Here is a 24,930-nt window from a genome sequence, read left to right as displayed (position 1 = left end):
TTAGCAAATAGGTTTTTCATCTTGATCCAGACAGAGTGTTCTCCAGAAAGCGGATTGCATGTCCAATCTGATCTGCCCGCTCTTTTAGCTCTGCAATTTTGCGCTGGACCACGGCGCGCGCGAGATCGCGGTCGCAACTCTGTGCGGTGGCCTCCACAATCGAGCGCAGGTCAGCGACGGACATGCCTGCGTCTCGCGCACCTGCGAAAAATTTGAGCCAGACGAGGCAGTCGTCTTTGTAGTTGCGGTAACTGTTGGTCTCGCTGTCCTCAACGGTCGAGGTGATGAGACCGTTGCGTTCGTAGAACCGGATGGTGTCCCGACTGACGCCGGATTTCTGTGCAAGTTCGCCAATACGCATGTCAAATCCAAAACCATGGACAATGGTCTATTGTTTTCATTCCCACTTCGTTTATATGCACTCCATGACATGAATTGCAACTGCCTCGGGCATTAGGATATCGAACATGATGAAACGTATTATTCTCGTCGGTGGGGGCTATGTTGGCGTGCAACTGGCCAAAGCATTGGACGACAAGGCCGATGTCACGCTGATTGAACCTCGAAGCCATCTTGTCCATGCCCCTGCGATGATCCGCGCGGTTGTCGACCCGCACGTTCTGGATCAAGGTCTGATCCCCTATGATAATTTACTCAAGAACGGTCAGGTCCTGCGCGCGCGCGCCACAAGCATAAGTGCCGCAGGTGTCACGCTTGAGGACGGAAGCCAAGTGCTTGGCGATTACATCGTTGTCGCGACAGGCTCTGACAATGCGATGCCCTTCAAGCCTGCAACAGACAGCATCGAAGCCTTTCGCGCGGGCAACGCGCGTATTCACACGATGCTGAAAGCCGCGCAAAGCGTGGCCATTGTCGGCGCGGGTGCGGTCGGGACAGAATTGGCCGGTGAGATCGCGCATTTCATGCCCGATAAGAAGGTCACGTTGATTTCTTCTGAGGCGTCGCTGTTCCCGACTATGCCATCAAAACTCGGGTCCGCCCTACAAGGCAAACTCAATGACGCTGGTGTGACGACGATCTTTGGTGCGCGCGCCGAAAACCTTCAAAGCATGACCGAGCCTTATGCTGGGGAGCTTCAATTGAGTAACGGTGATAAAATCGCCGCCGATTTGATCTTCCCCGTCATCGGGTCCCGCGCCACGTCGACCATTTTTGACGCGCTGCCTGGCATTACCAAGGGCGGCGCCAATAGGGTCAAGACAGACCCGTGGCTGCGCCCGTCCGACCTGCCGAATGTCTTTGCCGCCGGAGATGTGGCTGAGGCAGGAGATGCAATGACAATCGTCGCTGTAAGCCGCCAAACGCCTTGGCTGGAAAAGATGCTGACGGCGCTGATCAATGGCAAGAAGGTCGAGGAAACGGCCAAATACAAACCGTGGAGCAAAGCTCCTTTCTTGGTCCCCTTGGGGCCGCAGAAAGGGAGTTCCTATCTCGTGCTGTTCACCGCCGGAGATGCGATAACACGTCTGATGAAAGGCAAGGACCTGTTTGTGTCCAAATATCGAAAGATGCTGAACCGGACCTGAGGCGAGCCATGCCCGAGAAGGGGAACGCACCCTCGGAACCAATCGTTTTTGCATTCACCTCAGTCATCGCGCCAAACACAAACTGCATGGCAGAAAGCTCGCGAAATCGGCACATTGCCGAGCTTCGCGGCGGCGCGGCACCTTTGCAAACAGGCAAATGCGCAACTGTGATCTTTCGCATGCAGCCCCGCGGGCTGGGCACCTAACGCGCGCTGCTGGGGCTGGGGATTTATGCCCGCCCTAGCCCATCTGCGGTCCCGAGGCTTGCAATTTGCCGCCCTGCCGCACGGGGATGATCTCTTTGGGCAATCCGGTGCGGTCGTCGGTTTCGATGAACACGCCCGACAGCGTCGCCTCGCCGTTTGCGGGGGTAAAGCGCGATTTGACCATGCCGGTGATGAAACGGCGCATCGGTTCGGCCTTGTCCATGCCGATGACCGAATTGTAATCGCCGCTCATGCCCGCATCGGTCAGATAGCCGCTGCCCGAGGGCAAAAGCATCGCATCGCCCGTGGGCACATGGGTATGGGTGCCGACGATGAGCGAGGCGCGCCCGTCGCAATAATGCCCCATCGCCATTTTCTCGGATGTGGCCTCGCAATGCATATCGACGATGATCGCTTGGGCCTGCCCGCCCAAAGGATGCGCCTTGAGGATCGGCTCGACGGCGGAAAACGGATCGTCATAGGCGCGTTTCATGAACACCTGCCCGAGAACTTGCACCACCAGCACCTTGCGCCCGCGCGCATCGGTAAACATGCGGTGCCCGCGCCCCGGTGCGCCTTTGGCGAAATTGACGGGGCGGATGATGCGGCTTTCGCCCTCGATGAATTGCAACATGTCCTTTTGGTCAAAGGCATGATCGCCAAGGGTCAGACAATCGGCCCCCGCCTCCAGCAGACCCTTGGCATGATCACCCGACAGGCCCATGCCGTTGGAGGCATTCTCGCCATTGACCACGACAAAATCCAGCCGCCACTCCTTGCGCAGGCGCGGCAGATGCTCGGCAACGGCACCGCGCCCCGCGCGGCCCATCACATCCCCTAAAAACAAAATTCTCATGGGAAACGGGGTTACGCGCCCAATCGGGCAAGCGCAAGGCAGAGCGCCGCGCAATTCGGGCAAACTTGCGGCAGATCAGCCGCGCGCGACCTCGATCACCCGCGTCTGGGTGACGATCATATCGAGCGGCTGGTCGGTCGGCTCTTGCGGCAGGCTTGGCAATTCTTGCGCGTCATAGGCAAAGCCGATGGCCAGCGCCGCGCCGCGCGCGCGCAAAGCCTCAAGCGTGCGATCATAAAAGCCGCCGCCATAGCCGAGCCTGCGCCCATGGCTGTCAAAGGCGACCAAGGGCACGATCAAAATCTCGGGGGTGATCCAGTGTTTGACGCTTGGAACCATGGCGCCGAAGAGGCCTTTTTCCATGGCGCAGCCCTCGTCCCAGCGGGCAAAACCGAGCGGCTGGTCCTTGGCCGTGATCACCGGCACGCAAACGGGGCCATGGGCGGCGGCTTCGGCCATGGCAGGGCGCGGGTCGATCTCGGAATGGATGGGCATATATCCGGCCAGCGCCGCGCCGCGATATCCGGCCAGAACCTGCGACAGCATACCGGCGCGTCCTGCCCCGCCCGCCGCATGGGCCTGCGCGCGCGCCGCAAGGGCGGTTTTGCGCGCGGCAGCTTTTTCGGCGGCCAAATCGCCAGCCAAGGCCGCAGCCGCCCCAGCGGCGGCGCCACCGTTTGGATCGGGCGCGCCGCTCATATCAACAAGGCGCTGGCCAGACCGAGGAAGGCGAAAAAGCCCACGACATCGGTCACCGTGGTCACAAAGGCCCCCGAGGCCAGCGCCGGATCAACGCCCATTTTCTCAAGCAAGACAGGGATCACCGTCCCCGCCAGCCCCGCGATCACAAGGTTGATCACCATCGCCGCCGCGATCACCACGCCCAGCATCCCCGAGCCGAACCACGCAAGCCCGACCAGCCCCATCACCACGGCGAAAATCACCCCGTTGACCAGACCGACCAAAACCTCGCGCCGGATCACCCGCCAGACGTTGGCACCGGTCAAATCGCGCGTGGCAATCGAGCGCACCGCAACGGTCAGGGACTGCGTGCCCGCATTGCCGCCCATCGAAGCCACAATCGGCATGAGAACCGCCAGCGCCACCATTTGTGCGATGGTCGCTTCGAATTGCGCGATGACCAGAGAGGCAAGGATCGCGGTCACAAGGTTTACCGCCAGCCACGGGAAACGGCCCTTGGTGGTTTCGATCACGCGGTCGGTCAGCGAGGTCTCGCCCACACCGGCGAGGCGCAGGATGTCTTCTTCGTGCTCCTCATCAAGAACCGCCATCGCGTCATCAATGGTGATCACCCCGACAAGCCGCTCGTCCTCGTCCACCACGGGGGCGGAAATCAGGTGGTATTGGTTGAACGCATAGGCGACATCGCCCTCGGGCTGCATCACCGGAATGGTGCGAAAGCTGCTTTCGGTGATCTCGCTGAGCGGCATATGGCGCGGGCTGGACATGATTTTGCCAAGGGTGACATTGCCCACCGGATGCATCCGCGGATTGACCAGAACCACATGGTAGAATTGATCGGGCAAATTATGCGAGCCGCGCAAGAAATCGATCGCCTGCCCGACGTTCCAATGCTCCGGCGCGGCGACGACCTCGCGCTGCATCAAACGGCCTGCGGAATATTCCGGATAGGACATCGCCTGCTCGACGGCGGCGCGGTCCACATCTTCGAGCGCGTCGAGGATCACCTCTTGCTGGCTGTCGTCAAGATCCTCGATCAGATCGACAACATCGTCGCTGTCCAGTTCGCGCACCGCATCTGCGAGCACTTCGGGATTGAGCAAAGAGATGACCTCTTCGCGCACGGATTCGTCAAGTTCGGACAGGATTTCACCGTCGAACTCGCGCCCGTAAAGCTGGATGAAGCGGCGCCGGTCAAAGGCGTTGATCTGTTCGAGAAGGTCGGCGATGTCGGCCGCGTGCAGCGGCTCCATCGCTTCGACCAAAGCCTCGCGGTTGTTGGTATCGACCGCAAAGAAAATCGCCGCAACGGCCTTTTTGCCAAGGCGGTAATCCTCGTCGACATCGGTCTCGACCTCGTCCTCGACCTCTTCCTCGACCGTGTCCTCGACCTCGGCGGCGGCATCGGCGGCGGGCTCGATCATGGCCTGCGGATCGCGGTTAATCTCGGCGCCCTCTTCGGTCTGCGCGGCCTGTTGCGCGGCATGATCATCGGGCTGTTTGGCGGGCGCTTTGCTCGGGTCCGTGCCGTCGTCTTTGGTGTCGAAATCGCTCATTGCATGCCCCTTTGCCGTTGCACTGATCCTAGTGCAAATCGGGGGGGGCGCACAATGGGGCCGCGCGCAATTTACCTCGCGCTTGCGCGCCGTTAAGCTGGGCCTCGGGCGCGCGCGCTGCTTGCCCCGCATGCCCCCGAACATCAGGACCTTCATGAGCCAAAACGCCCCCGCCTCCCGACCAACCGGCCCCGCCCGCGCGCAGCTATTGCTTGGCCGCTGCTTGCGGTTTAGCGCCTCGCCCTTCGACATGGCCCCGACCGAAGCCGCACAGATCGACAGCGGCGGCGCGGTATTGATCGAGGGCGGGCGAATCGCCGCCATCGGCGATGGCGCCGCCCTGCGCGCCGCCCATCCGCAGGCCGAGGTGCATGAGTACGGGCGCGCCGTGATCATGGCCGGATTTGTCGATGCCCATGTGCATTTCGCACAGACCGCGATCATCGCCAGTTGGGGTAAACGGCTGATCGACTGGCTCAACACCTATACGTTTCCCGAAGAGATGCGCTTTGCCGATCCGGCCTATGGCGCGCAGATCGCGGCGCGCTATCTGGACCTGACGGCGGCCCATGGGACCACCACGGTGGCCAGCTTTTGCACCTCGCATCCCGCCTCCGCCGAGGCGCTGTTTGCCGAGGCCGAGGCGCGCGGGCAGGCCGTGGTCGCGGGCAAGGTGGCGATGGACCGCAATGCCCCCGATGCGCTTTGCGACACGGCGCAGCGCGCCTATGACGAGAGCAAGGCGCTTATCGAAAAATGGCACGGGCGCGGGCGGGCCACCTATGCGATCACGCCGCGGTTCTCGCCGACCTCGACGCCCGAGCAGCTAGACGCCATGGGCGCGCTTTGGGCCGAGCATCCCACATGCCTGATGCAAACCCATCTGAGCGAGCAGCTTGATGAAATTGCTTGGGTCAAAGGGCTTTATCCGCAGGCGCGCGATTATCTGGACACCTATGAGGCGCATGGGCTTTTGGGGGCGCGGGGGCTTTATGGTCATGCGATCCATCTGGAGCCCCGCGAGCGGGCAAGGTTGCGCGAGACCGGCGGCGCCGTGGTGCATTGCCCGACCTCCAACAGCTTTATCGGGTCGGGATTGTTCGACATGAACGGGTTGATGGCCGAGGGGCAGATGGTCGGATTGGCCACGGACACGGGCGGCGGCTCGTCCTTTTCGATGCTGCGCACCATGGCGGCGGCCTATGAGATCGGGCAATTGCGCGGCGCCCCCCTGCATGCGGCGCAGCTTTTGTGGCTGGCCACCTGCGGCTCGGCGCGGGCGCTGCATCTGGAGGATGAGATCGGGCATCTCGAGGTCGGCCATGCGGCGGATCTGGTGGTGCTCGATCTGGCCTCGACCCCCGCAATCGCGCAGCGCGCGGCGCGCGCCCACGATCATTGGGATGAGATCTTCCCCACCATCATGATGGGCGATGATCGGGCGATTGCGGATGTCTGGATCGGCGGACGGCGGGTTCGCCGAACACCCTAAGGCGCGCGCGGCGATGCGCGGGAGCCTCCGGCGGGGATATTTGAAGAACCTGCAAAGCGCCGGCGTCAGCAGCCGGAGCGGCCGAGCATCATGACCCAGATGTTGCCGTTGCTGCGCGAGAGGGCGAATTCGCGCGCCTCGGCGCTTGACATATTGCGCGCATGGGGCGGCGAATTGGCCCAGCCTTGCATGACCTGGTCCAAGGATTTTTGCCCTTTGGCAATGTTTTCCGCGATGTAGCAATAATGGTATCCGGCGCGGCGGGCGCGTTTGGCAGGGGTGCTGCCATTGGGGCTGTTGTGGGCGAAATAGCCGCGCTTGGCCATGTCGCTGCCGTGGGATTGGGCGGCTTTTTGCAGCTTGGCCGAGAGGGTGACGGGCGGCAATCCGCGCGCGGCGCGATAGGCGTTGAGCGCCTCGGCGGCGCCCGCGACCGGATCGGCCTGCGCGCGATTGGCAGGTGCGGCGACGGCGGCGGCAATCACAAACAGGGCCAGAGGCGCAAAGCGTGTCATGTCAAAGGCTTTCGGCAAGGGCGCGCGCAAGGCGGTTTTGCTGCGCGATCAGATCGGGCAAATCATAGCTCGCCAGATGGCCGCCCGCAACGATGCGGCGCCCTTCAACAAACAGATCGCGCACGCGGGTCGGACCGGCCAGCAACAGCGCCGCCGCATCCCAGCTTCCGGCGCTTTCGATGCAGCCCGTGTCCCAGATGGCGATATCGGCGCGTTTGCCCGCCGCGATCCGGCCGCAATCGGGGCGGCCCAAAACATCGGCCCCGCCGCGCGTGGCAATCTCGAGCGCCTCGCGCGCGCTCATCGCATCGGCGCCATTTGCAACCCGTTGCAAGAGCATCGATTGGCGCGCCTCAAGGATCAGATTGCCCGCATCATTGGAGGCCGAACCGTCCACGCCAAGCCCGACCTTGACCCCCGCATCACGCATCGCCCGCACCGGCGCGATGCCCGATCCGAGGCGGCAGTTGGAACAGGGGCAATGGGCCACGCCGGTGCCAGATTTGGCAAACAGATCAATCTCTTGCCCGTCAAGCTTGACGCAATGGGCGTGCCAGACGTCGTCGCCGGTCCAGCCCAGATCTTCGGCATATTGCCCTGGACGGCAGCCGAATTTTTCAAGCGAATAGGCGATGTCTTCGTCGTTTTCGGCCAGATGGGTGTGCAGCATCACGCCTTTGTCGCGCGCCAGAAGAGCCGCATCGCGCATCAGATCGCGGCTGACCGAAAAGGGCGAGCAAGGCGCGATGCCGACGCGGCACATCGAGCCTTCGCGCGGGTCGTGAAAGGCGTCGATCACGCGGATGCAATCGTTCAGAATATCCGCCTCGCGCTCGACCAAAGCATCGGGCGGCAGGCCGCCATCGCTTTGCCCGATGCTCATCGCGCCGCGCGTGGGGTGAAAGCGCAGGCCGATGGCGCGGGCGGCCTCGATCGTGTCGTCAAGCCGCGCGCCGTTGGGATAAAGGTAGAGGTGATCGGAGGTCAGCGTGCAGCCCGACAGCGCCAGTTCCGCCAGCCCCGTCATCGCCGAGACGCGCATTTCCTCGGGGCCAAAGCGCGACCAGATCGGATAGAGCGTTTGCAGCCAGCCGAAGAGCAGCGCGTTTTGCCCCTGCGGCACGGCGCGGGTCAGGCTTTGGTAGAGGTGGTGATGGGTGTTCACCAAACCGGGGGTGACGACGCATCCCTTGGCCGATACCACATCGCCGGATGTGCGAAGCCCCTGCCCCACGTCGACAATCTCGCCGCCGCGGATCAAGATATCGGCGCCGTGCAATTCGCGGCGCGCGTCATCCATGGTCACGATCGTGTCGGCGCCTTGGATCAGGGTTTCGGTCATGGCGGCCTCCGGCGGTTGGGGTCAGAGATGGCGCGCCAGAATGGCAAGCGCTTCGGCGTGGATTTGCGGGTTGGCGGCGGCGATCACCTGCCCGCCGTCATGCACGGGGCCGCCGCGCCAATCAGTGACCATGCCGCCCGCCGCTTCGATCACCGCAATGGGGGCGCAAATGTCATAGGCGTTCAGCCCTGCTTCGATCACAAGGTCGATCTGCCCCGCCGCGAGCAACGCATAGGCATAGCAGTCAAGGCCAAAGCGGGTGAGTTGCGCCTTGGCGGCGACATCGGCAAAAGCCGCGCCTTCGGCGGGGGTGCCGACCTCGGGGAAAGTGGTGTAAAGGATCGCCTCGGACAAAGGGCGCGCGGGGCGCGATTGAAGCGCGCATTTGCCCATGGGGCCGGTCACTTGCGCGCGGCCAAAACCGCCCTCGAAACGCTCGCCGATATAGGGTTGGTCGATGATCCCGAAAAGCGGGCCGTTTGCGTCATTGAGCGCGATCAGAACGCCCCATGTGGGGCTGCCTGACAAGAACCCGCGCGTGCCGTCGATGGGGTCAAGCACCCAAGTCAGCCCGCTGCGGCCGGCGGTGTGGCCGTATTCTTCGCCGAAAATACCGTCCTCGGGGCGGCGGGCGGCGAGGATCTCGCGCATGGCGCGTTCGGCGGCGCGGTCGGCCTCTGTCACCGGATCGAAGCCGGCGTCGAGCTTGTTATCGGCGCTCAATCCTGCGGCGCGGAAATAGGGTAGAATCGCAACACGCGCGGCCTCGGCCAGCGCGTGTGCGGTTGTCATAATATCGCTTTTCTCGCCGTCGGTCACATCCGCGCTCCCCTAACCATAGGGTTAGCAGTAACGCGGCGCGGCCTCGGGCTCAAGCCGTCGATCAGGCTACGTCGCTCAGGACGCGGGCCAGTTCGAACAGGCGGCGACGCTGGTTTTCGGGGATCGCATAGTAAGAGCGAACCAGATCCAGCGCTTCCTTGTCGCCCATCAAATCGGCAGGCACCGACGAGGGCACAGCCGCTTCGGCGACTTCGGTCTCGGCCACTTCGGCCTCCGCTTCCATGCCTTCGAAGAAAAAGCTGACCGGAACGTCGAGCGCATCGGCGATATCCCAAAGACGGGAGGCCGAAATACGGTTCGCACCGGTTTCGTATTTCTGAATCTGCTGGAACTTGATTCCAACCTGCTCAGCAAGCTGTTGCTGCGTCATACCCACCAACCAACGACGGTGGCGAACGCGTTTTCCGACATGCACATCTACATGGTGTGTCATAGCCTTGCTCCTTCACTAACAGTTGCGCTTTGTGTTCACGCGAATGCCCCCCAGACCACCCAGCCCAAAAGCACAATCAACAACACAAACCGATTTCTGAAACCCACTTTACTCGCCACTGACGCGAATGAACACCCTAAAAACGTGTCCCTATACCTTTGAGATGCAATCTATGCGGTATTAACCTAAATCACGTTCCACTCCGCGAGCCTTGCTCCGGTGGCAAATTTGGGACAAATACCTGATAGCAAAAGAAAACGAGGAAGACATGCGCGCATATCAGGTTCTCTCGCCGAAAACTCAGGCTGTCATGGCGGAACTTCGCCCGCCACGGCCACAAGCAGGTCAGATCGGCGTGCGAATCGGTGCTTGTGGTCTCAACTTTGCTGATCTTCTGATGCAGCGGGGCGAATATCAAGACACTCCCCAGGCGCCTTTCACATTGGGCATGGAGATCGCGGGCACCGTCGAAGAGATCGGCGAAGGGGTAAGCGGCATTGCCATTGGCGATCGCGTGGCGGTGTTTGGCGGCAGCGGCGGTTTGGCGGACTATGGCGTGTTCGATGCGGCGCGCGCCGTGAAGGTGCCCGATGTCATGAGCGACATCGATGCGGCGGCGATGCAGATTGCTTATGGCACCTCGCATGTGGCGCTTGAACATAAGGCGCGTTTGCAGGCGGGCGAGACGCTTTTGGTGCTTGGCGCGGCGGGGGGCGTGGGCCTGACGGCGGTGGAGATCGGCAAATTGATGGGCGCGACGGTGATCGCCTGTGCGCGCGGCGCGGACAAGCTGGAGGCGGCCAAAGCCGCAGGGGCGGATCATTTGATCGACGCGAAAACCCAAGACATCCGCGAGGCGGTCAAGGCGCTTGGCGGGGCGGATGTGGTCTATGATCCGGTGGGCGGGGACCAGTTCGAGGCCGCCTTTCGCGCCTGCAACCCCGAGGCGCGGATATTGATCATCGGCTTTGCCTCGGGCGATGTGCCACGCGTCAAACCCAACCATATGTTGGTGAAAAACATCGATCTGCTGGGCTTTTACTGGGGCGGCTATCTCAAATTCCGCCCCGAGGTGATCACGCGCAGCCTTGCAACGCTGTTCGCGTGGTATGAGGCGGGCAAGATCAAACCCCATGTCAGCCATGTGCTGCCGCTGGAGCAGGCGGGCGAAGGGCTTGAGCTTTTGCGCAGCCGCGCCTCGACCGGCAAGGTGGTGATCACCCCCTGACGGATCGGCGGGGCAGCGCGCGCGGCGCCTAGCCCGACACCGCCGCCAGATGCGAGGCGCCGACCGGCACGCTGGCCGGTCCGTGGCGGTAAACCTGCCCGATCACATCGGCCAAAGCGTCGCGCATGTCATTTTGCGCGCCGCCCTTATAGATATTGACCTGCTGCACACCCAGATCGGGCAGCGCATTGCCGCAATTGATCGCCTCCTGATGCGGCGGGATCGAGGTTTCGAGCAAAGCCCCGACCGCCAGATCGGAGCTGATCATCGCTTCGATGGCGCGGTCATCATCCGATTCGACCGCCATTTCCCAATCGATCCCCGCCGCGTCCAGCTTGTCCAAAACGATGGGGCGGAAAATGCAAAAGGCGCAAAAGGCCAAGCGCAGCGGACGCCAGCGCCACGCCTGCCCGTCCAATGCCCCCGTCCAGCGCAGCGGCATCTCGGTGAGCAATTGCCCCCCCGGTTTGGCGTGGCTCTCGGTGGTCAGGATGATATCGGCCTCGCCGCGCGCCATCGCCTCGTGCAGCTTGACGGTGGAGGAGGATTTAAGATGCACTTTGACCCGCGGATAGGCGGCGTTAAAGCGTTTCAAGACCTGCGGAATTTGCGGATAAACGATGTCATGGGGCACCCCGAGGACCAATTCACCCTCATAGGAGGTCTCCATCAACCGGCCGACCACCTCGTCATTGAGCGCCACCATCCGGCGCGCATAGGTGAGCAGCAATTCGCCCTCGCCGGTGAGCGAGACCTTGCGCCCCGTGCGGTCGATCAGAGCCGCATCCAAGCTCTCTTCGAGCCGCTTGAGCTGCATCGAGACCGCCGATTGCGTCAGGTTCAAATAGCCCGCCGCGCGGGTGACCCCGCCTTGATCGGCCACGGCCATAAAGCTGCGTAGGGTCGTGATATCGAGATTTCGCATATCATCACTATCCTTGATGTTAATCCGCACATTTATTCGTTTTCAATATTAGCCATAGTTCCGTAGACATATCAACAGAACAAATCATTGAACGCCAACACATCACGATATCGAAAGGATAAGATCATGGCATTCTCCCTGTCCCTGCCCCGTTCCTCCGCCTCGGCCCGTGCCGAAGCCAAACCCGCAATCGTGTCGCGCATTGCCCGCGCCATGGCCTTGCACCGCCAGCGCCGCCAATTGGCCGCTCTTGATAGCGCCGCGCTGCGCGACATGGGGCTGACCCCTGCGGATGTCGCCCGCGAAGCGCGCCGCTCGGTGTGGAACGCGCCCGAAGGTTGGCGCGGATAACGCCTGATCTTATACGGCGGGCCTTGTTTTCTTGGCCCGCCCGCCCCCAAAAGCCCCGTTTGGCGCTCCGGTCCCATCCCCCGAACCGGCCGCCTTGCGGGGCTTGTTTTTTCTGCGCCGCGCCATGATATCAAGAGACGCGCGCGCCCGCGCCGCCCCCGCGCTGCCTATGCCTCGGGCGCGTTAAATTTCTTGCAGAAATTCTCTTGAAAATACCCTATGCTGCCCCGATATTGGACGAGAAAGGTGCATTTCGCACCCGAGTTTTAACTTTTCGGAGGCTTTGATGGCTGAACTGAACACGATCCGGACAGCGGCAGGCACACGCGCCGCAGCGATCGACGAGGGGCTTCGCGCCCATATGAACAAGGTCTACGGGACCATGTCCGTAGGTCTGCTGATCACCGCACTGGCATCTTGGGCCGTCGGCACGAATGAAGCGATGCTCAGCGCGCTCTTCACCGGTTTCACGCGCTACATCATCATGTTCGCGCCGCTGATCATGGTGTTTGCCTTTGGCGCGATGATCAACAAACTCTCCGCCGCTGGCGCGCAGTTGTTCTTCTACGCCTTCTCGGCGGTGATGGGCATTTCGATCAGCTATATCTTCGCAGTCTACACCGATTTCTCGATTGTGCAGACCTTCCTCGTGACCTCGATTGCCTTCGCGGGCCTGTCGCTTTGGGGCTATACCACCAAAAAAGACATCTCCGGTTGGGGCAGCTTTTTGATCATGGGTCTGATCGGCCTGATCGTGGCGTCGATTGTGAACATGTTCCTTGGCTCGGGTGCGATTGCCTTTGCCATCTCGGTGATCGGCGTGCTGATTTTTGCAGGTCTGACCGCCTATGACACGCAAAACATCAAGAACACTTACCTCGCCCACGCCATGCATGGCGACAGCGAGTGGCTCGGCAAATCCGCCATCATGGGCGCGCTGAACCTCTACTTGAACTTCATCAACATGTTCATGATGCTCTTGAACCTTCTGGGCAACCGCGAATAATCCGCAGGCCCTAACGCGCGACCCCCGAGGCCGGTGGCAGAAATGCCGCCGGCCTTTTGCCTGGCAAGGCGCGTGCATGGCAAGGCGCGCGCCACATATGGGCGCAGCCAAGCCCGAAGCGATTGCGGGGACAGCCGTTGCGGGGCCTCCTGCGATGACTGCGGCGCGGCTTGTCCGCGCCGGACCTGTCGCCGCCCCCGCCCCGCTCAGACAGGCACGTTTGCCTAAGTCTCATCACAGGCGCAGGGCGCGGCGCGGCTTGCGCGCGCCTCGCCCCGTGCCTCGACCCCGTGCTGGTGCCGGTCGAGAACAGGGCGCAGCCACGCCGATCCAATGTTGAGCAAGGATGAGACCGCACGCGCCCGCGCCCAGAGGCTCGCGCCAAAAGGCCCGCGCCAAAGGGCGTTAGGAGGCGCTTTTCTCGTTTGAAACAATGGCCAAGGGCGCACCCTCGCCTTCGCTGCCGTCCCGCTCGACCCAAGCGGCGATCACCGCGCGGGCCATCGCATCGTCGCGGGCCTCGATGGCGCGGCGCAACTCGGCCAAAGCTGTCGCCATGCCAAGCTGGCTCGGGCATTGCTCTTGCGCGCGCAGGATCTTCGGATGCGGCGTGGTCAACATATCCGACCCGATCAGCAGTTCTTCATGCATCTTTTCACCCGGGCGCAGGCCGGTGATCACCAATTCGATATCGCCATGGGGCGTCTGCGCATCACGCACGCGGTGGCCCGTCGCCTCGATCATCTGCCGCGCGATTTTCAGGATTGAAACCTGCTCGCCCATATCGAGCACAAAGACATCGCCGCCGCGCGCAAAAGCGCCGGTCAAAAGCACCAGACGCACCGCCTCGGCGATGGTCATGAAATAGCGCGTCACATCCTCATGGGTCACCGTCACGGGGCCGCCGCGGGCGATCTGCTCTTCGAACAAGGGGATGACCGAGCCGGAAGAGCCGAGCACATTGCCAAAACGCACGATGGAATAGCGGGTCTTTTCGGCGCGGGTTGCAAGGTCTTGGACCAGCATTTCAGCCAGCCGTTTGGACGACCCCATGATCGAGGTCGGGCGCACCGCCTTATCGGTGGAGATCAGGATAAATTGCTCTGCCCCAGCCTCGCGCGCGGCCTCGGCCACGATCCGCGTGCCCATCACATTGTTGCGCAGTCCCTCGACGGGGTTATGTTCGACCATCGGCACATGTTTATAGGCCGCCGCATGCAGCACGATGTCGATCTTTTGCGTCATCATCACCCCGCGCACCAACATCGCGTCGGTGACCGAGCCGAGCATCGGCACCACCTCGGGCGCAGGCCCCGCGCCGTGGTCCATTTGCGCCAAAAGCTCGCGCATTTCGCGTTCGATCGTATAGAGCGCCAGTTCGCTATGGTCGAAAATCACAAGGCGGCGCGGCGCGCTGGAAAGCAACTGTCGGCACAGCTCCGAACCGATAGAGCCGCCTGCACCGGTCACCAGCACCGATTTGCCGCTATAGGTTTCGGTCACCGCAGGCAGGTCCGCCGACAAGGAGGCGCGACCCAAAAGCTCGGCCGAATTGACCGGCACGGTGCGGCGGCGCAATTCGGTGTCCTCCATCATATCGGCAAAGGCGGGCACGGCGTAAACCTCGCAGCCGAGGTCGCGCAATTCGCGGGCCAATTTGGCCTGCACCGGCGCGCTGACCGAGGGCATGGCCAGCACCACGCGGTCAAAGCTGCCCGCTTGGAACAGATCGCGGATGCGGCTGGGCGCATAGACGCGCAGCCCGTTGAACGTCAGGCTTTGCAGCGTCGGATTGGCGTCGATAAAGCCGACGGGCAAAATGGCGTCATCGGTGCTCAGCGCGGCGGCAAGCTGCCTGCCGGTTTGGCCCGCGCCATAAATCAACACCCGTTTGCGATGTCCGGCGCTGCGGTAAAGCGCCAAAACCACCTCGCGCATGATCACCCGCGAGGTGCCCAAAAGGATCATCAGAACCATGAAGAATACGGCCATCACCTCTTCGTGCAAGCCGCCCGACCAGACCGCGCTGAGCGCCACACCGCATAGGGCGGTCACGCTGGCGACGATGGCCGAGAGCTTCGCGGCGCGCAGCTCGTAGGCGTTCAATTTGATCCGGTCCAGCCCCATCAGCACCGTCAAGCTCACGCCCACGGGCACCAGAACCGACAGATAGGCGATCATGCCGCCCAAGCCGAACCCCTCGGGCACACGCCCGACCAATTTGAGTGCGACGAAAAACGCGGTCAGCACCCAAAGCGCGTCCAAGCTGAGGAAGATCAGCCGTTTGTGCGAGGGGCGCAGTGCAACCAGCCATTGATAGCCCCAGCGCAACACCGCCGGACCCGAAAGTGAATTGGCCTGTCTGTGATCCAATACTATCCCCTAAAGCCGCATAAAATCGGCATAATTCTCCGTCGAACGAGGCGCATGGTCGACGGCCACCCAAGCAATAACCACAAGCGCCGGCGACGGTCATAGGCGCCGCAGCGCCCGAACATCACCCGTTTCCGGTGGTCATATGCATCAACATATATCCTTAAAAGATAGTTAACGGGTGGTGGAATCAAGCCTGACTTAGCGTCTTTGAGCGGAAAATTGCTGCAATGCGGCGATTATGGACGCTGGCGTATAGGAATTCGGCAAAATCACGCACGGCGAGCGCATGCGGCCCCCCGAATTTGCTCAGCGCGCGCGCGGGCCGCGCAGGGGCAGACGGCGCAAAACCGTGGCGAGAATCAGCCAGTGATCCCAACAATTCGAGCGCCGCGCCTGATAGATCAGATCAAGCCGCGCCTTGGCGGGGATACAGCGGCGGGTATAGACCTCTTCGGTCTCTTGGGCGGTTTTGCACGGCGCCAGCAAAGCCTCTTCGCGCGCGTGGAAGGCCAGCGTGGCCAATCCGGTCACACCCGGGCGCGCGCGCAGCACCTGCGCATATAGGGCGGGGAATTGCTCGACATAGCGCCGCAGCGGCGGGCGCGGGCCGACAAAGCTGATATCGCCGCGTGCGATGTTCCACAGCTGGGGCAATTCATCCAGACGGTAGCGGCGCAAGAACGCCCCGCTGCGGGTGATCCGGTGGCTTTTGTCGCCGCCCGATACGCCGCTGTCGGCGGGATCGGCGCGCATGGTGCGAAATTTCCACAGGCCGAATTCGTGATCCAGCGTGCGCATGCGCGGCGCGATATAGAGCACCGGCCGCCCGTCGAGCAGCAAGACCGCCAGCGCCACCGCGAGGATCAAGGGGCCAAGCAACACCGCCAGCACCAATGCCCAAAACAGATCCATCGCGCGTTTGGAGGCGGGCATCGGCGGGGCGAGAGCGCGGGCCGGTTCACGGGCCGGATCACGCTCCGGTTCAGGCGTCGGATCACTGGCCGGATCGGGGCGCGGTTCGGCGGCGGGTCTTGCGGCTGCACGGGGCGGCGGCGCGGCGCGCGCGCGATCGGCTTCGACCTGCGCGGCGATATCGGCGCCGCTGCGCGCGGCGGCCAGATCGGGCGCGTATTGCGCCAGTTGCCTCACGTCCAGCGCCACGCATTGCGCCGCGCCTTCGGGGGCGGGCCGCCAAGCAACATCAACCCCTGCGGCGCGGGCGATGTCTTCCATCGAGATGGCCCCGCCAGCGGCGCAATTGATCACCAATGGCGCGCCCGCCTGCATGCCCGCCTGCGCGCCCTCAAGCGGCGCGGTGCTCAACACCTCCAGCGCGCGGGCCAGATCATGCGGGGCGATATAGCTGCGGCGCGGGCCTTGGCCATCGGCGAAACGGTCAAGGGTGATCTGCGCCTTGCCGCCTGTTCGGCCCGCGCCGCCCGCGCGGGCGGCGGCCTTGGCGCGCTCCATCGCGGCAAAGAGGCTGTCGCCGCCCGCCAGATTGGCAAAGCGCAAGATCACCTGTTGCGGCCCGTCCGGATCGGCCTGCGCCACCTGCCCGATGGCGGCCTCCATCGCCAGTTTCGCCGCCCCGTAGGCGCCCAAGGGCGCGCAGGGCGCGGTCTCGGTCAATAGCTGCGGCGCAGGGGCATAGACCGCCGAGGAAGAGGCATGAAACACCCGCCGCGCCCCCACCATACGGGCAATCTCCACCGCGCGCAGGGCCAGATCGGTATTGGCCGCCAGCGCCTCCGCCGCCCCCGATGTCACGCCCCACAGGGCGATCACCACATCGAAGCGCGGCGCATCTGCGGCGGCGATTTGCGCCTCCAGATCCTCCAAGGAGATCACATCGGGCGCGGGCGCTGACAGGGGCGCGGGCCTGTGCCCATCGCGCCCCGTCCCGTCATGTCCTGCGCCCTCATGTCCTGCGCCCTCATGCCCTGCGCCGTCTTGTCCTGCGCCATCGCCCCCTGCGCCAACATGCCCAGCTCCAGCAGCCAGCGCCGCCGCCCGCGCGGCAAAGACCGCTCGGAACCCGCGCGGCGGAGCGGCGCGCCATGCGCGCATCACCATGCCGCCCATCTTGCCCGAAGCGCCCAGCACCAAAACAGCGGGCACGCCGACGTCGCGCGGCGCTTGCGCTGCGCCTTTGCGCTGCCTTGCCTGTTGCCCTCTCACCTTGCGCCGCTCCTTTGCTGGCCTCGCACCGCCTATCTTGCGCTGCGCCCGCCCGACATACCATATGTGGCGTTTTATGCTATCTATCAGCGCGGCGGGAGGCTAGAAAGACCCCCAATGACACGCCTTGCGTCTTGCTGCCCGAGAAGAGGAACTGCCGTTGACCACCCGCGCCCTTTTGACCGCCGCTTTCTTCGCCACCACCGCGTTGAGCGGATGCGATTTGCCGCGCGGCGCGGCCATCAGCAGCGAAGTGCTGCGCGAGCAGAACGCCGAAAACCCCAGCTTTGAGGTCATCCCCGTCAGCCGCGCCAATGTCGCGCAACTGGCCCAATGGCCCGCCACGGGACGCGCGCCGGTCACGCGGTGGATCGATGCGACGCGCGGGCCCTCCTCGCCGTTGATTCGCACCGGTGACAGCCTCGACATCACCCTTTGGGACAGCGAGGAAAACTCGCTCCTGACCCCGCCGCAGCAGCAAACCGTGCAAATGCCGCGCGTGACCGTTTCGTCCAACGGCACGGTGTTTTTGCCCTATGCGGGCGAGGTGGTGATCCGCGGGCTGACGCCCGAGCGCGCGCGCGAGGCGCTGCAATCGGCGATGGAGCAGATATCGCCCTCGGCCCAGGTGCAGGTCAGCCATACCGCAGGGCGCCAGAACGCCGCCGATCTGGTGTCCGGCGTGCGCAATCCGGGCAGTTTTCCGCTCGCCGATCGCAACACCACGATTTTGAGCCTGATCGCCCAAGGCGGCGGGATTTCCGCCGATCTGGCCAATCCGGTGGTGCGGCTGATCCGCGAAGGCAAAACCTACCAGATTTCCGCCGAAAAGCTCTTTGCCGATGCATCGCGCAACACGCTTTTGCGCGGCGGCGACAAGGTCTTGGTCGAAGCGGACCGGCGCCGCTTTACCGCGCTTGGCGCCACGGGCACCGAGCAATTGGTCGCCTTTGCGCAAGAGCGCCTGACCGCGATCGAGGCGCTGTCCTTGATCGGCGGGCTGCAAGACAGCCGCGCCAATCCCAAAGGCGTTCTGGTGCTGCGCGAATACCCCTCCAAGGCGCTGCGCAGCGATGGCAGCGGGCCGTTGATGGAGGATGTGGTCTTCAGCTTCGATCTGACCCGCGCCGACGGGCTGTTTGCGGCGCGCAATTTCTATATCAACCCCGATGATACATTTCTGGCCACCGAAAGCCCCGTCACCTCGGCGCGCACGATCTTGGGCCTTTTGGGCACGACTTTGGGCGTGGCAAACACCCTGTCGCAATAGGCGCGGCGGGATCGGGCGGGATGTATCGGCGCATATAAGGCCGCCGCGCAGGACGGCGGCGCTCGGCCTCCTGTGCCGGAGCGGAGCGCGCCGCGCGCCTTGGGGATCGGCGCGACCCACTCAACTTGGGGATCGGCGCGACCCGCTGTCTTGGGGATCGGAGCGACCCGCTGTCTTGGGGGTCGGCGCGACCCCTTGCGCCTTAAGGGTCGGTCTGCCCGTCTTCGGCTTCAACCGGCGGACAGGTCAAATCGAGCATCACCGCAAGCACGTAATGCAGCGCCATGGGCAAGAGCGCCAGCACCACCACACGGTGGCCCAAGGGCATTTGCGCTGCCACTGTTGCCTCATTGACCACCACCACCATCAGAGCGCAAAGCGCATAAAGCTTGCAAACATGTTGCCGGACCGCGTCGCGCAGAGGATAGCGGCGCGATTGCGGGCAATAGGGATCAAGCTCTTCGCCGCGGCGCAAGGAGGCGCGCAGCATCACAAAGGCGTAGACGCCAGCGTAGAAGGAGACCGTGCCCTGCACGAAACGCGGGCTTTGCATCACAACTTCGAGCGTGAAAAACGCCAAGACAAGCGCAAGCGAGCGCAGGCTCAGCGAAGACAATTGCGCCCCTGCCCCTGTGCGCGAACGCGCGCCGCCGCCATAGACGGGCGCGAGGATTTTGAACAAATGTAGCCCCTGTGCCAGAACCGCCGCGATGACAAAGGCTTGCGGCGCGGGCAGCGCGGCGCTGCTCAGCACCGTCCATGCGCATAGAAACACCGCAGGCGCCAAAAGCTTGTCCGCGGTGATGGGCGGCAGGCTTTTGAGCAGATACCAAAGCGAAAGCGAGAGGCGTGTGATCGGGTCCATGACGCCGTGCTATCGCGGCTTAGGGGCGAAATTACGGCCATGGCGGGGCATCCGCGCACAATTGCGGGGGGGATGGCGCGAGGTCGCGCGGCGCCAAGCGTAGCCCCCCGCCCCATCCTCAAAGCGGCGCGATTTCCATACGCATGTCCTCGGCCGCAAAGCGCACTTCGGGGGTCATGCGCATCGCCACCTCTCCGTAGGACTGCATCCCTTGGGCGCGGAAAAATCCTTTGGCGGTGCGGGTGGCCAGCGCGTTGAGCCGCGCAATCCCCGCCAGCCGCGCCGACAAAAGCACCTGTGCGAAAATCGCCGATCCGATGCCGCGCCCGATCTGGTCGGGGTCTGCGGCGATGTGGTGGATATGGCCAAGCCCTGCGCTGCTGCGGGCGCGGTAGGGGCTATAATCGGACCAGCCGCCACAGCCCAAGATGCGCCCACAGGGACCTTCGGCAATGAAACAGGTGGGGCTGGACAAAAACGCCGGATGGGCGGCGCTCAGCTCGGGCAAGGCGGCGGCGAGATCCTCGGCGCTGTAATCGGGCGCCAAGAGCCGCCCGTAGGCGCGCATCAGCAAAGAACGGATTTGCGCCGCGTCCTCGGGCTCGGCCGCGCGCACACTATAGGGCAAGGCATAGCGCGCGGGAACGATTTCGGGTGCGGTTTCGGATGCGGGCGGCCGACAGAGCGGCTCTTCGGGCGGGGCGGGCGGATCGCCCAGATCATGTGAGGGGGCCATATGCGTATCTCCTTGCGTGCGGGCCTTCGGGGCGGGAGGCGGGGCAAGGGGCGGTCTGGTCCTAAGGTCTTTTCAGAGCAAAGAAAAAGCCGCGTCCTTGCGGCGCGGCTTTTGCTGTCTGGTCATATAAAGGGCGATCTTATTTGATCTTGCCTTCCTTATATTCGACATGCTTGCGCACCACCGGATCATACTTACGTACGACCATCTTTTCGGTCATTGTTCGCGCGTTTTTCTTGGTCACATAGAAGTGGCCCGTGCCTGCGGTCGAGTTCAGGCGGATTTTGATTGTGGTCGGCTTCGCCATGATCGTTCTCCTGGGGCGGGCGCAGTGAGCGGCCCGTGAAATCTCTTGAAGCCTGCCTTTTAAGGAACGCGCTGGCGGAGTCAACATAGATTGTGAAGATAATATGCGCGGAGGGCCTATAAGCCGGATTTTGTCCAGAAGGTTGCCCTTCTTGGATGATCATTCATCTCGGCGCGCTGTTGCCAACGCGCCTCTAGCTGCCAACCCGGACCGCTGGGTCAAAACATACCTGCGGGCGGTATCGGCCTGCGCCGACGCATCCCCGCGCGCGGTCCCTATTTGGCATTGCTCCTGGTGGGGCTTGCCGTGCCGGTCCTGTTGCCAGTCCCGCGGTGGTCTCTTACTCCACCGTTTCACCCTTACCCTTGCGTGGGTCCCCGAAGGGCGCAAAGGCGGTCTGTTCTCTGTGGCGCTTTCCCTTGGGTTGCCCCAGCCGGGCGTTACCCGGCACCATCGTTTTGTGGAGTCCGGACTTTCCTCGAACGGGTCAGGCCCGCCCGCGACCATCCAGCCCTCCGCGCGAGATCGCAGTTAGGCGCTCGGCGCGCTTGGGTCAATGGGAAACGGGCGGCAAAGCCGCAAGGCGCAGGGGCAAAAGGCGGCGAAGGGCGGCGATGGGCGCGCATCACAGCCCATAACGCGCGGCCAGATCGGCCATGGCGGCGCAATCGGCCCCATCAAGCGGCGCGCCCTGCCCCGCCGCCCAAGGGCGAAAGCGTTGGCGAAAGGCGTCGAGCAGCAGCGCCTCGGCGGAAGGCGCGGCACCGTTGCCCGTATCATTGCCCCCATCGCTGCCCGTATCGCTGCCGCTTTGGGCCGCATCCGCGCCGCCAACAACATCAGGGCGCCGATATCCGAACCGCGCCGCATCACGCAAAAACGCCTCCCATGCGGATTTGGGCAGGGGCTTGGGCTGGGGCGCGCCTTGGGGGGCGGGCCAGACCGACAGGCCCCGCCGCGCCAGCCTGCGCCAATCAAACCGCACACCAGGATCGATTTTGCGCGCGGGGGCCATGTCGGAATGGCCGATGATGCGGTGCGGGGCGATCTCCCAACGAGTCATAATAGCGCGCAAAAGCGCCTCCAGCGCCGCCATCTGCGGCTCGGCAAAGGGGTGATCGCCCGCATTGGACAATTCGATCCCGATCGAGCGCGAATTGACATCGGTCACATCGCCCCATGCCCCCGCGCCCGCATGCCATGCGCGCATCTCTTCGGCGACCATGCGCCAGACGCGGCCCTTGGGACAGATCAGATAATGCGCCGAGACCTCGCAGACCGGATCACACAGCCGCGTCAGCGCCGCTTCGGCGCTTTGCATCGCAGTGTAATGCAGCACCACCATATCGGGCCGCGCGCCGCCGCGGCGCGGGCCGAAATTGGGCGAAGGCTCATAGGTGATCGCCAGATCGGACAGGGGCGGTGCGGGTCGGTCCATCACCGCGCCGGATCAGCCGCCCGTGGCCAATTGGAACGGACGCGGGTCCCATTGGCAGGCATAACCGTCGCCGTCAGGGTCCAATCCCATGCGGTCCCGATGCGGCCCGCCCGCGGCAAGGAAATCCTCCTGCGCCAGATCGGGCGAGGGGTATTTGGCGCAATTGCGCACGAATTTGCTTTGCCCGTTGAGCAGCGAGCGCGAATAAAGTTCCTTGCCGATCGGGTGGCGGTTTTTGAGCGCATAGTCGACGATATTGGGACCGGTGCCGACGCGGCTGGGCAAGGCGGTGGGTTGCACTTGTTGATATTGCGCGCGGTTGGCGGCGATGCGGTTGGCGTCATCTTGGATCGAACGCACCTCGCCGACGGCCTCGAAATTATTCTCGTTGGAGATACCCGCCGCATTGACCACGGGCGGGGCGGGATTGGACGGCGAGGCCTCCAAGGGCGCAACGCCGGAATTGGCATTGGAGGCGGCCAGAGCGGCGCGGGTCTCGGCGGCGACATCGGCGGCGCTGCCGCCTGCGCTGGCCACCTGCCCTGCGGGGGGCAGGGTCGAATTGGTCATCACCGGCGCGGCGGGCAGACCCGTCGTCTCGTCGGAGATCGCGCCACTGGGCACCAGACCGGCATTTTGCGCCTGACGCTGCTGATACTCGGTATAGCTGCTGAAGCCGACGCCCGCGCCGCTGTCGGGCACCTGCGGATCGCATGCGGCCAAAGCCGTCACAGCGCCCAGCGCTGCCAAAGCACGCACCGTGCGTTTTGCCAAAAAATACTGCATCTTACGTCCTGCCATCATAGGGTGCGGCGGGGCTTATCTTGCCCCGCGCCGCATGTTTACAGGTTGTTTACCACCATTTCGCGGGCTTGGAAACAAATCCTGCCGCCTGCTCCAGCGCATAGGCGGTGTTCAGCAGATCGCCCTCTTCCCACGGGCGCCCGATCAGTTGCAGCCCCAAGGGCAGCCCCGCATTGTCCAGCCCCGCAGGCACCGAAATCCCTGGCAATCCGGCAAGGTTGACCGTCACGGTGAAGACGTCATTGAGATACATTTGCACCGGATCGGCGTCTTTCATCTCGCCCAGCCCAAAGGCCGAGGACGGCGTCGCGGGGGTCAGGATCGCATCGATCCCCGCCGCAAAGGCGTCGTCGAAGTCTTTCTTGATCAAGGCGCGCACACGGCGGGCGCGGTTGTAATAGGCGTCATAAAACCCTGCCGACAGAACATAGGTGCCGACCATCACGCGGCGCTGCACCTCATGACCAAAGCCTTCGGCGCGGGTCTTTTCATACATCTCGGTGATGCCGTCTCCGGCCTCCAGCGCGGCGCGGTGGCCATAGCGCACCCCGTCATAGCGCGCCAGATTGGACGAGGCCTCGGCGGGCGCAATCACGTAATAGGCGGGCAGCGCATATTTGGTGTGCGGCAGCGAGATATCGACCATCTGCGCGCCCGCATCTTCGAGCATCTTGCGCCCGCCGGCCCAAAGCGCCTCGATCTCTGCGGGCATGCCATCCATATGATATTCCTTGGGAATACCGACTTTCTTGCCGCGAATATCGCCCGTGAGCATGGCCTCGAAATCGGGCACGGCGAGATCGGCGCTGGTGCTGTCCTTGGGATCGAAACCCGCCATCGCCTCCAACATGATCGCCGCATCGCGCACGGTTTTGGTCATCGGTCCCGCCTGATCGAGCGAGGAGGCAAAGGCCACCACGCCCCAGCGCGAGCAGCGCCCGTAGGTCGGTTTGATCCCCACCGTGCCGGTAAAGGCCGCAGGCTGGCGGATCGACCCGCCCGTATCGGTGCCCGTCGCGGCAAGGCACAGGTCCGCCGCCACCGCCGCCGCCGATCCGCCCGACGAGCCGCCCGGGGTCAACTGGCGCTCGTCCACTTTCCACGGGTTGACGGCATTGCCGTAGACGGAGGTTTCATTCGACGAGCCCATGGCGAATTCATCCATGTTCAGCTTGCCGAGCATCACGCTGCCCGCGTCGAACAATTTGGCCGTGATGGTGCTCTCGTATTGCGGCAAAAATCCTTCCAAAATCCGGCTGCCCGCCTGCGAGGGCACGTCTTTGGTGCAAAACAGGTCTTTCACCCCGATCGGCAATCCGCACATCGTGGGCGCATCGCCGCTTGCGAGGCGCGCATCGGCGGCTTTGGCCTGCGCCATCGCCACATCGGGGGTGTGATGGACAAAAGCATTGAGCGCGCCGGAGGCCTCGGCGGCCGTGAGGCAGGCGCCGGTCAACTCTTCGGATGTGATCTCTTTGGCGCGCAGCTTGTCGCGGGCCTCGGCGAGGGTCAAAGCATTGAGATCGGTCATTATTCCACCACCTTCGGCACGGCAAAAAAGCCTTCGCGCGCATCGGGCGCATTTTCGAGAATCTTGTCTTGCTGATCGCCATCGGTGACCACATCGGCGCGGCGGCGCAGGGCCATGGGCGTGACGGAGGTCATCGGCTCGACGCCTTCGACATCCACCTCTTCGAGTTGCTCGATAAAGCCCAAAATGGTGTTGAATTCGGCGGCCAAGGCAGGCAGCGCCTCCTCTTCGACGCGGATGCGGGCCAATTTGGCAACGCGCGCGGCGGTCTCTAGATCGATGGACATCGTCAGGCATTCCTCGGGCTATCGGGTGATACACTATGTTGCCCCCGCATTTAACGCCCCCGCGCACAACCCGCAAGCCCGCCCCGCCTGCCCGCCGCCCCAAGCCGCACCCTTCCCAATCGCGCGCGCCGTG

24 protein-coding genes and 1 other RNA gene are annotated in these 24,930 nt (G+C 63.5%); 6 read left to right on the top strand and 19 right to left on the bottom strand.

Annotated elements, in window-relative coordinates; translation table 11 throughout:
* Positions 1-16 precede the first annotated feature (16 nt).
* Positions 17-361, bottom strand: a complete 345-nt coding sequence (locus tag ABWV64_RS11165; RefSeq protein WP_353345192.1) for a MerR family transcriptional regulator — start codon at positions 359-361, stop codon at positions 17-19.
* 73 nt (positions 362-434) lie between these two features.
* Here ABWV64_RS11165 and ABWV64_RS11160 point away from each other — a divergent pair, with 73 nt between their 5' ends.
* Entirely contained in the window at positions 435-1,547 is a 1,113-nt protein-coding gene (locus tag ABWV64_RS11160; protein WP_353345935.1) for an NAD(P)/FAD-dependent oxidoreductase, read from the top strand.
* A gap of 240 nt (positions 1,548-1,787) precedes the next feature.
* Here the strand turns inward: ABWV64_RS11160 and ABWV64_RS11155 are convergent, their stop codons facing one another.
* The 3 genes from ABWV64_RS11155 to mgtE all read right to left on the bottom strand — a co-directional run bounded on the left by ABWV64_RS11155 (position 1,788) and on the right by mgtE (position 4,735).
* Positions 1,788-2,609 carry a TIGR00282 family metallophosphoesterase gene (locus ABWV64_RS11155; RefSeq protein WP_353345190.1) on the bottom strand — a complete coding sequence of 274 codons (822 nt, stop codon included), beginning with the start codon at positions 2,607-2,609 and terminating at the stop codon, positions 1,788-1,790.
* A gap of 75 nt (positions 2,610-2,684) precedes the next feature.
* On the bottom strand, positions 2,685-3,254 hold the full coding sequence (locus ABWV64_RS11150) for a 5-formyltetrahydrofolate cyclo-ligase (protein WP_353345188.1): 570 nt from the start codon (positions 3,252-3,254) through the stop codon (positions 2,685-2,687).
* 50 nt (positions 3,255-3,304) lie between these two features.
* Positions 3,305-4,735: a magnesium transporter gene (mgtE, locus tag ABWV64_RS11145; protein ID WP_353345933.1), complete on the bottom strand. Its 1,431-nt coding sequence runs from the start codon at positions 4,733-4,735 to the stop codon at positions 3,305-3,307.
* A gap of 286 nt (positions 4,736-5,021) precedes the next feature.
* Between mgtE and guaD the strand changes: the two genes are divergently transcribed.
* Positions 5,022-6,359 (top strand): guanine deaminase, encoded by a 1,338-nt coding sequence (gene guaD / locus ABWV64_RS11140; RefSeq protein ID WP_353345186.1) that lies wholly within the window; start codon positions 5,022-5,024, stop codon positions 6,357-6,359.
* Between the two features lie 65 nt (positions 6,360-6,424).
* On the opposite strand, the gene ABWV64_RS11135 is transcribed toward guaD, so the two are convergent.
* From ABWV64_RS11135 to ABWV64_RS11120, 4 genes are all read right to left on the bottom strand, one after another.
* On the bottom strand, positions 6,425-6,874 hold the full coding sequence (locus ABWV64_RS11135; protein WP_353345184.1) for a CAP domain-containing protein: 450 nt from the start codon (positions 6,872-6,874) through the stop codon (positions 6,425-6,427).
* Position 6,875: 1 nt separating this feature from the next.
* Positions 6,876-8,216 (bottom strand): 8-oxoguanine deaminase, encoded by a 1,341-nt coding sequence (locus ABWV64_RS11130; protein WP_353345182.1) that lies wholly within the window; start codon positions 8,214-8,216, stop codon positions 6,876-6,878.
* Positions 8,217-8,237: 21 nt separating this feature from the next.
* Positions 8,238-9,008, bottom strand: coding sequence for a histidinol-phosphatase (gene hisN / locus ABWV64_RS11125; RefSeq protein ID WP_353345180.1), 771 nt, complete (start codon positions 9,006-9,008; stop codon positions 8,238-8,240).
* Between the two features lie 91 nt (positions 9,009-9,099).
* Entirely contained in the window at positions 9,100-9,492 is a 393-nt protein-coding gene (locus ABWV64_RS11120; RefSeq protein WP_353345178.1) for a helix-turn-helix domain-containing protein, read from the bottom strand.
* Positions 9,493-9,760: 268 nt separating this feature from the next.
* Here ABWV64_RS11120 and ABWV64_RS11115 point away from each other — a divergent pair, with 268 nt between their 5' ends.
* A complete protein-coding gene (locus ABWV64_RS11115) occupies positions 9,761-10,720 on the top strand; it encodes an NADPH:quinone oxidoreductase family protein (protein ID WP_353345176.1) in 960 nt (319 codons plus the stop codon).
* 28 nt (positions 10,721-10,748) lie between these two features.
* On the opposite strand, the gene ABWV64_RS11110 is transcribed toward ABWV64_RS11115, so the two are convergent.
* Positions 10,749-11,645: a LysR family transcriptional regulator gene (locus ABWV64_RS11110; protein WP_353345174.1), complete on the bottom strand. Its 897-nt coding sequence runs from the start codon at positions 11,643-11,645 to the stop codon at positions 10,749-10,751.
* 126 nt (positions 11,646-11,771) lie between these two features.
* Between ABWV64_RS11110 and ABWV64_RS11105 the strand changes: the two genes are divergently transcribed.
* Both ABWV64_RS11105 and ABWV64_RS11100 read left to right on the top strand, forming a co-directional pair.
* The gene (locus tag ABWV64_RS11105; RefSeq protein ID WP_353345172.1) at positions 11,772-11,996 is read left to right on the top strand and encodes a DUF1127 domain-containing protein; all 225 of its coding nucleotides are present in this window, start codon (positions 11,772-11,774) and stop codon (positions 11,994-11,996) included.
* A 286-nt stretch (positions 11,997-12,282) separates the two neighbouring features.
* Positions 12,283-13,002 carry a Bax inhibitor-1/YccA family protein gene (locus ABWV64_RS11100; protein ID WP_353345170.1) on the top strand — a complete coding sequence of 240 codons (720 nt, stop codon included), beginning with the start codon at positions 12,283-12,285 and terminating at the stop codon, positions 13,000-13,002.
* A gap of 405 nt (positions 13,003-13,407) precedes the next feature.
* Here the strand turns inward: ABWV64_RS11100 and ABWV64_RS11095 are convergent, their stop codons facing one another.
* Both ABWV64_RS11095 and ABWV64_RS11090 read right to left on the bottom strand, forming a co-directional pair.
* Positions 13,408-15,375, bottom strand: coding sequence for a polysaccharide biosynthesis protein (locus ABWV64_RS11095; RefSeq protein ID WP_353345168.1), 1,968 nt, complete (start codon positions 15,373-15,375; stop codon positions 13,408-13,410).
* Positions 15,376-15,684: 309 nt separating this feature from the next.
* Entirely contained in the window at positions 15,685-17,559 is a 1,875-nt protein-coding gene (locus ABWV64_RS11090; RefSeq protein ID WP_353345166.1) for a sugar transferase, read from the bottom strand.
* 160 nt (positions 17,560-17,719) lie between these two features.
* Between ABWV64_RS11090 and ABWV64_RS11085 the strand changes: the two genes are divergently transcribed.
* Positions 17,720-18,829, top strand: coding sequence for a polysaccharide biosynthesis/export family protein (locus ABWV64_RS11085; RefSeq protein WP_353345164.1), 1,110 nt, complete (start codon positions 17,720-17,722; stop codon positions 18,827-18,829).
* A 202-nt stretch (positions 18,830-19,031) separates the two neighbouring features.
* On the opposite strand, the gene ABWV64_RS11080 is transcribed toward ABWV64_RS11085, so the two are convergent.
* The 8 genes from ABWV64_RS11080 to gatC all read right to left on the bottom strand — a co-directional run bounded on the left by ABWV64_RS11080 (position 19,032) and on the right by gatC (position 24,797).
* On the bottom strand, positions 19,032-19,694 hold the full coding sequence (locus ABWV64_RS11080; protein WP_353345162.1) for a hypothetical protein: 663 nt from the start codon (positions 19,692-19,694) through the stop codon (positions 19,032-19,034).
* A gap of 118 nt (positions 19,695-19,812) precedes the next feature.
* Entirely contained in the window at positions 19,813-20,430 is a 618-nt protein-coding gene (locus ABWV64_RS11075) for a GNAT family N-acetyltransferase (protein ID WP_353345160.1), read from the bottom strand.
* A 139-nt stretch (positions 20,431-20,569) separates the two neighbouring features.
* Positions 20,570-20,737, bottom strand: a complete 168-nt coding sequence (gene rpmG / locus ABWV64_RS11070; protein ID WP_007814563.1) for a 50S ribosomal protein L33 — start codon at positions 20,735-20,737, stop codon at positions 20,570-20,572.
* Between the two features lie 103 nt (positions 20,738-20,840).
* An RNA gene (rnpB, locus tag ABWV64_RS11065) (RNase P RNA component class A) lies at positions 20,841-21,256 on the bottom strand.
* 106 nt (positions 21,257-21,362) lie between these two features.
* Positions 21,363-22,175, bottom strand: a complete 813-nt coding sequence (locus ABWV64_RS11060) for an N-acetylmuramoyl-L-alanine amidase (protein WP_353345158.1) — start codon at positions 22,173-22,175, stop codon at positions 21,363-21,365.
* A gap of 12 nt (positions 22,176-22,187) precedes the next feature.
* Entirely contained in the window at positions 22,188-22,961 is a 774-nt protein-coding gene (locus ABWV64_RS11055; RefSeq protein WP_353345156.1) for a hypothetical protein, read from the bottom strand.
* 67 nt (positions 22,962-23,028) lie between these two features.
* The gene (gene gatA, locus ABWV64_RS11050; protein WP_353345154.1) at positions 23,029-24,510 is read right to left on the bottom strand and encodes an Asp-tRNA(Asn)/Glu-tRNA(Gln) amidotransferase subunit GatA; all 1,482 of its coding nucleotides are present in this window, start codon (positions 24,508-24,510) and stop codon (positions 23,029-23,031) included.
* Positions 24,510-24,797 carry an Asp-tRNA(Asn)/Glu-tRNA(Gln) amidotransferase subunit GatC gene (gatC, locus tag ABWV64_RS11045; protein WP_353345152.1) on the bottom strand — a complete coding sequence of 96 codons (288 nt, stop codon included), beginning with the start codon at positions 24,795-24,797 and terminating at the stop codon, positions 24,510-24,512. Before gatC ends, gatA begins: the two co-directional genes overlap by 1 nt.
* Between the last annotated feature and the right edge of the window lie 133 nt (positions 24,798-24,930).

Origin of the sequence: Litorivita sp. NS0012-18, from assembly GCF_040371945.1 — a bacterium.
Taxonomy (GTDB): domain Bacteria; phylum Pseudomonadota; class Alphaproteobacteria; order Rhodobacterales; family Rhodobacteraceae; genus Litorivita.
Note: the sequence above shows the minus strand (reverse complement) of the source record. Positions and strands in the feature narration are given on the sequence as shown.

Excerpts from the sequence above, each read along its gene's own strand:
- ABWV64_RS11165 (WP_353345192.1), bottom strand. The coding sequence starts at position 361 with ATGCGTATTGGCGAACTTGCACAGAAATCCGGCGTCAGTCGGGACACC.
- ABWV64_RS11155 (WP_353345190.1), bottom strand. The coding sequence starts at position 2,609 with ATGAGAATTTTGTTTTTAGGGGATGTGATGGGCCGCGCGGGGCGCGGT.
- mgtE (WP_353345933.1), bottom strand. The coding sequence starts at position 4,735 with ATGATCGAGCCCGCCGCCGATGCCGCCGCCGAGGTCGAGGACACGGTC.
- guaD (WP_353345186.1), top strand. The coding sequence starts at position 5,022 with ATGAGCCAAAACGCCCCCGCCTCCCGACCAACCGGCCCCGCCCGCGCG.
- ABWV64_RS11135 (WP_353345184.1), bottom strand. The coding sequence starts at position 6,874 with ATGACACGCTTTGCGCCTCTGGCCCTGTTTGTGATTGCCGCCGCCGTC.
- ABWV64_RS11130 (WP_353345182.1), bottom strand. The coding sequence starts at position 8,216 with ATGACCGAAACCCTGATCCAAGGCGCCGACACGATCGTGACCATGGAT.
- hisN (WP_353345180.1), bottom strand. The coding sequence starts at position 9,008 with ATGACAACCGCACACGCGCTGGCCGAGGCCGCGCGTGTTGCGATTCTA.
- ABWV64_RS11120 (WP_353345178.1), bottom strand. The coding sequence starts at position 9,492 with ATGACACACCATGTAGATGTGCATGTCGGAAAACGCGTTCGCCACCGT.
- ABWV64_RS11115 (WP_353345176.1), top strand. The coding sequence starts at position 9,761 with ATGCGCGCATATCAGGTTCTCTCGCCGAAAACTCAGGCTGTCATGGCG.
- ABWV64_RS11110 (WP_353345174.1), bottom strand. The coding sequence starts at position 11,645 with ATGCGAAATCTCGATATCACGACCCTACGCAGCTTTATGGCCGTGGCC.
- ABWV64_RS11105 (WP_353345172.1), top strand. The coding sequence starts at position 11,772 with ATGGCATTCTCCCTGTCCCTGCCCCGTTCCTCCGCCTCGGCCCGTGCC.
- ABWV64_RS11100 (WP_353345170.1), top strand. The coding sequence starts at position 12,283 with ATGGCTGAACTGAACACGATCCGGACAGCGGCAGGCACACGCGCCGCA.
- ABWV64_RS11080 (WP_353345162.1), bottom strand. The coding sequence starts at position 19,694 with ATGGACCCGATCACACGCCTCTCGCTTTCGCTTTGGTATCTGCTCAAA.
- ABWV64_RS11075 (WP_353345160.1), bottom strand. The coding sequence starts at position 20,430 with ATGGCCCCCTCACATGATCTGGGCGATCCGCCCGCCCCGCCCGAAGAG.
- rpmG (WP_007814563.1), bottom strand. The coding sequence starts at position 20,737 with ATGGCGAAGCCGACCACAATCAAAATCCGCCTGAACTCGACCGCAGGC.
- ABWV64_RS11060 (WP_353345158.1), bottom strand. The coding sequence starts at position 22,175 with ATGGACCGACCCGCACCGCCCCTGTCCGATCTGGCGATCACCTATGAG.
- ABWV64_RS11055 (WP_353345156.1), bottom strand. The coding sequence starts at position 22,961 with ATGCAGTATTTTTTGGCAAAACGCACGGTGCGTGCTTTGGCAGCGCTG.
- gatA (WP_353345154.1), bottom strand. The coding sequence starts at position 24,510 with ATGACCGATCTCAATGCTTTGACCCTCGCCGAGGCCCGCGACAAGCTG.
- gatC (WP_353345152.1), bottom strand. The coding sequence starts at position 24,797 with ATGTCCATCGATCTAGAGACCGCCGCGCGCGTTGCCAAATTGGCCCGC.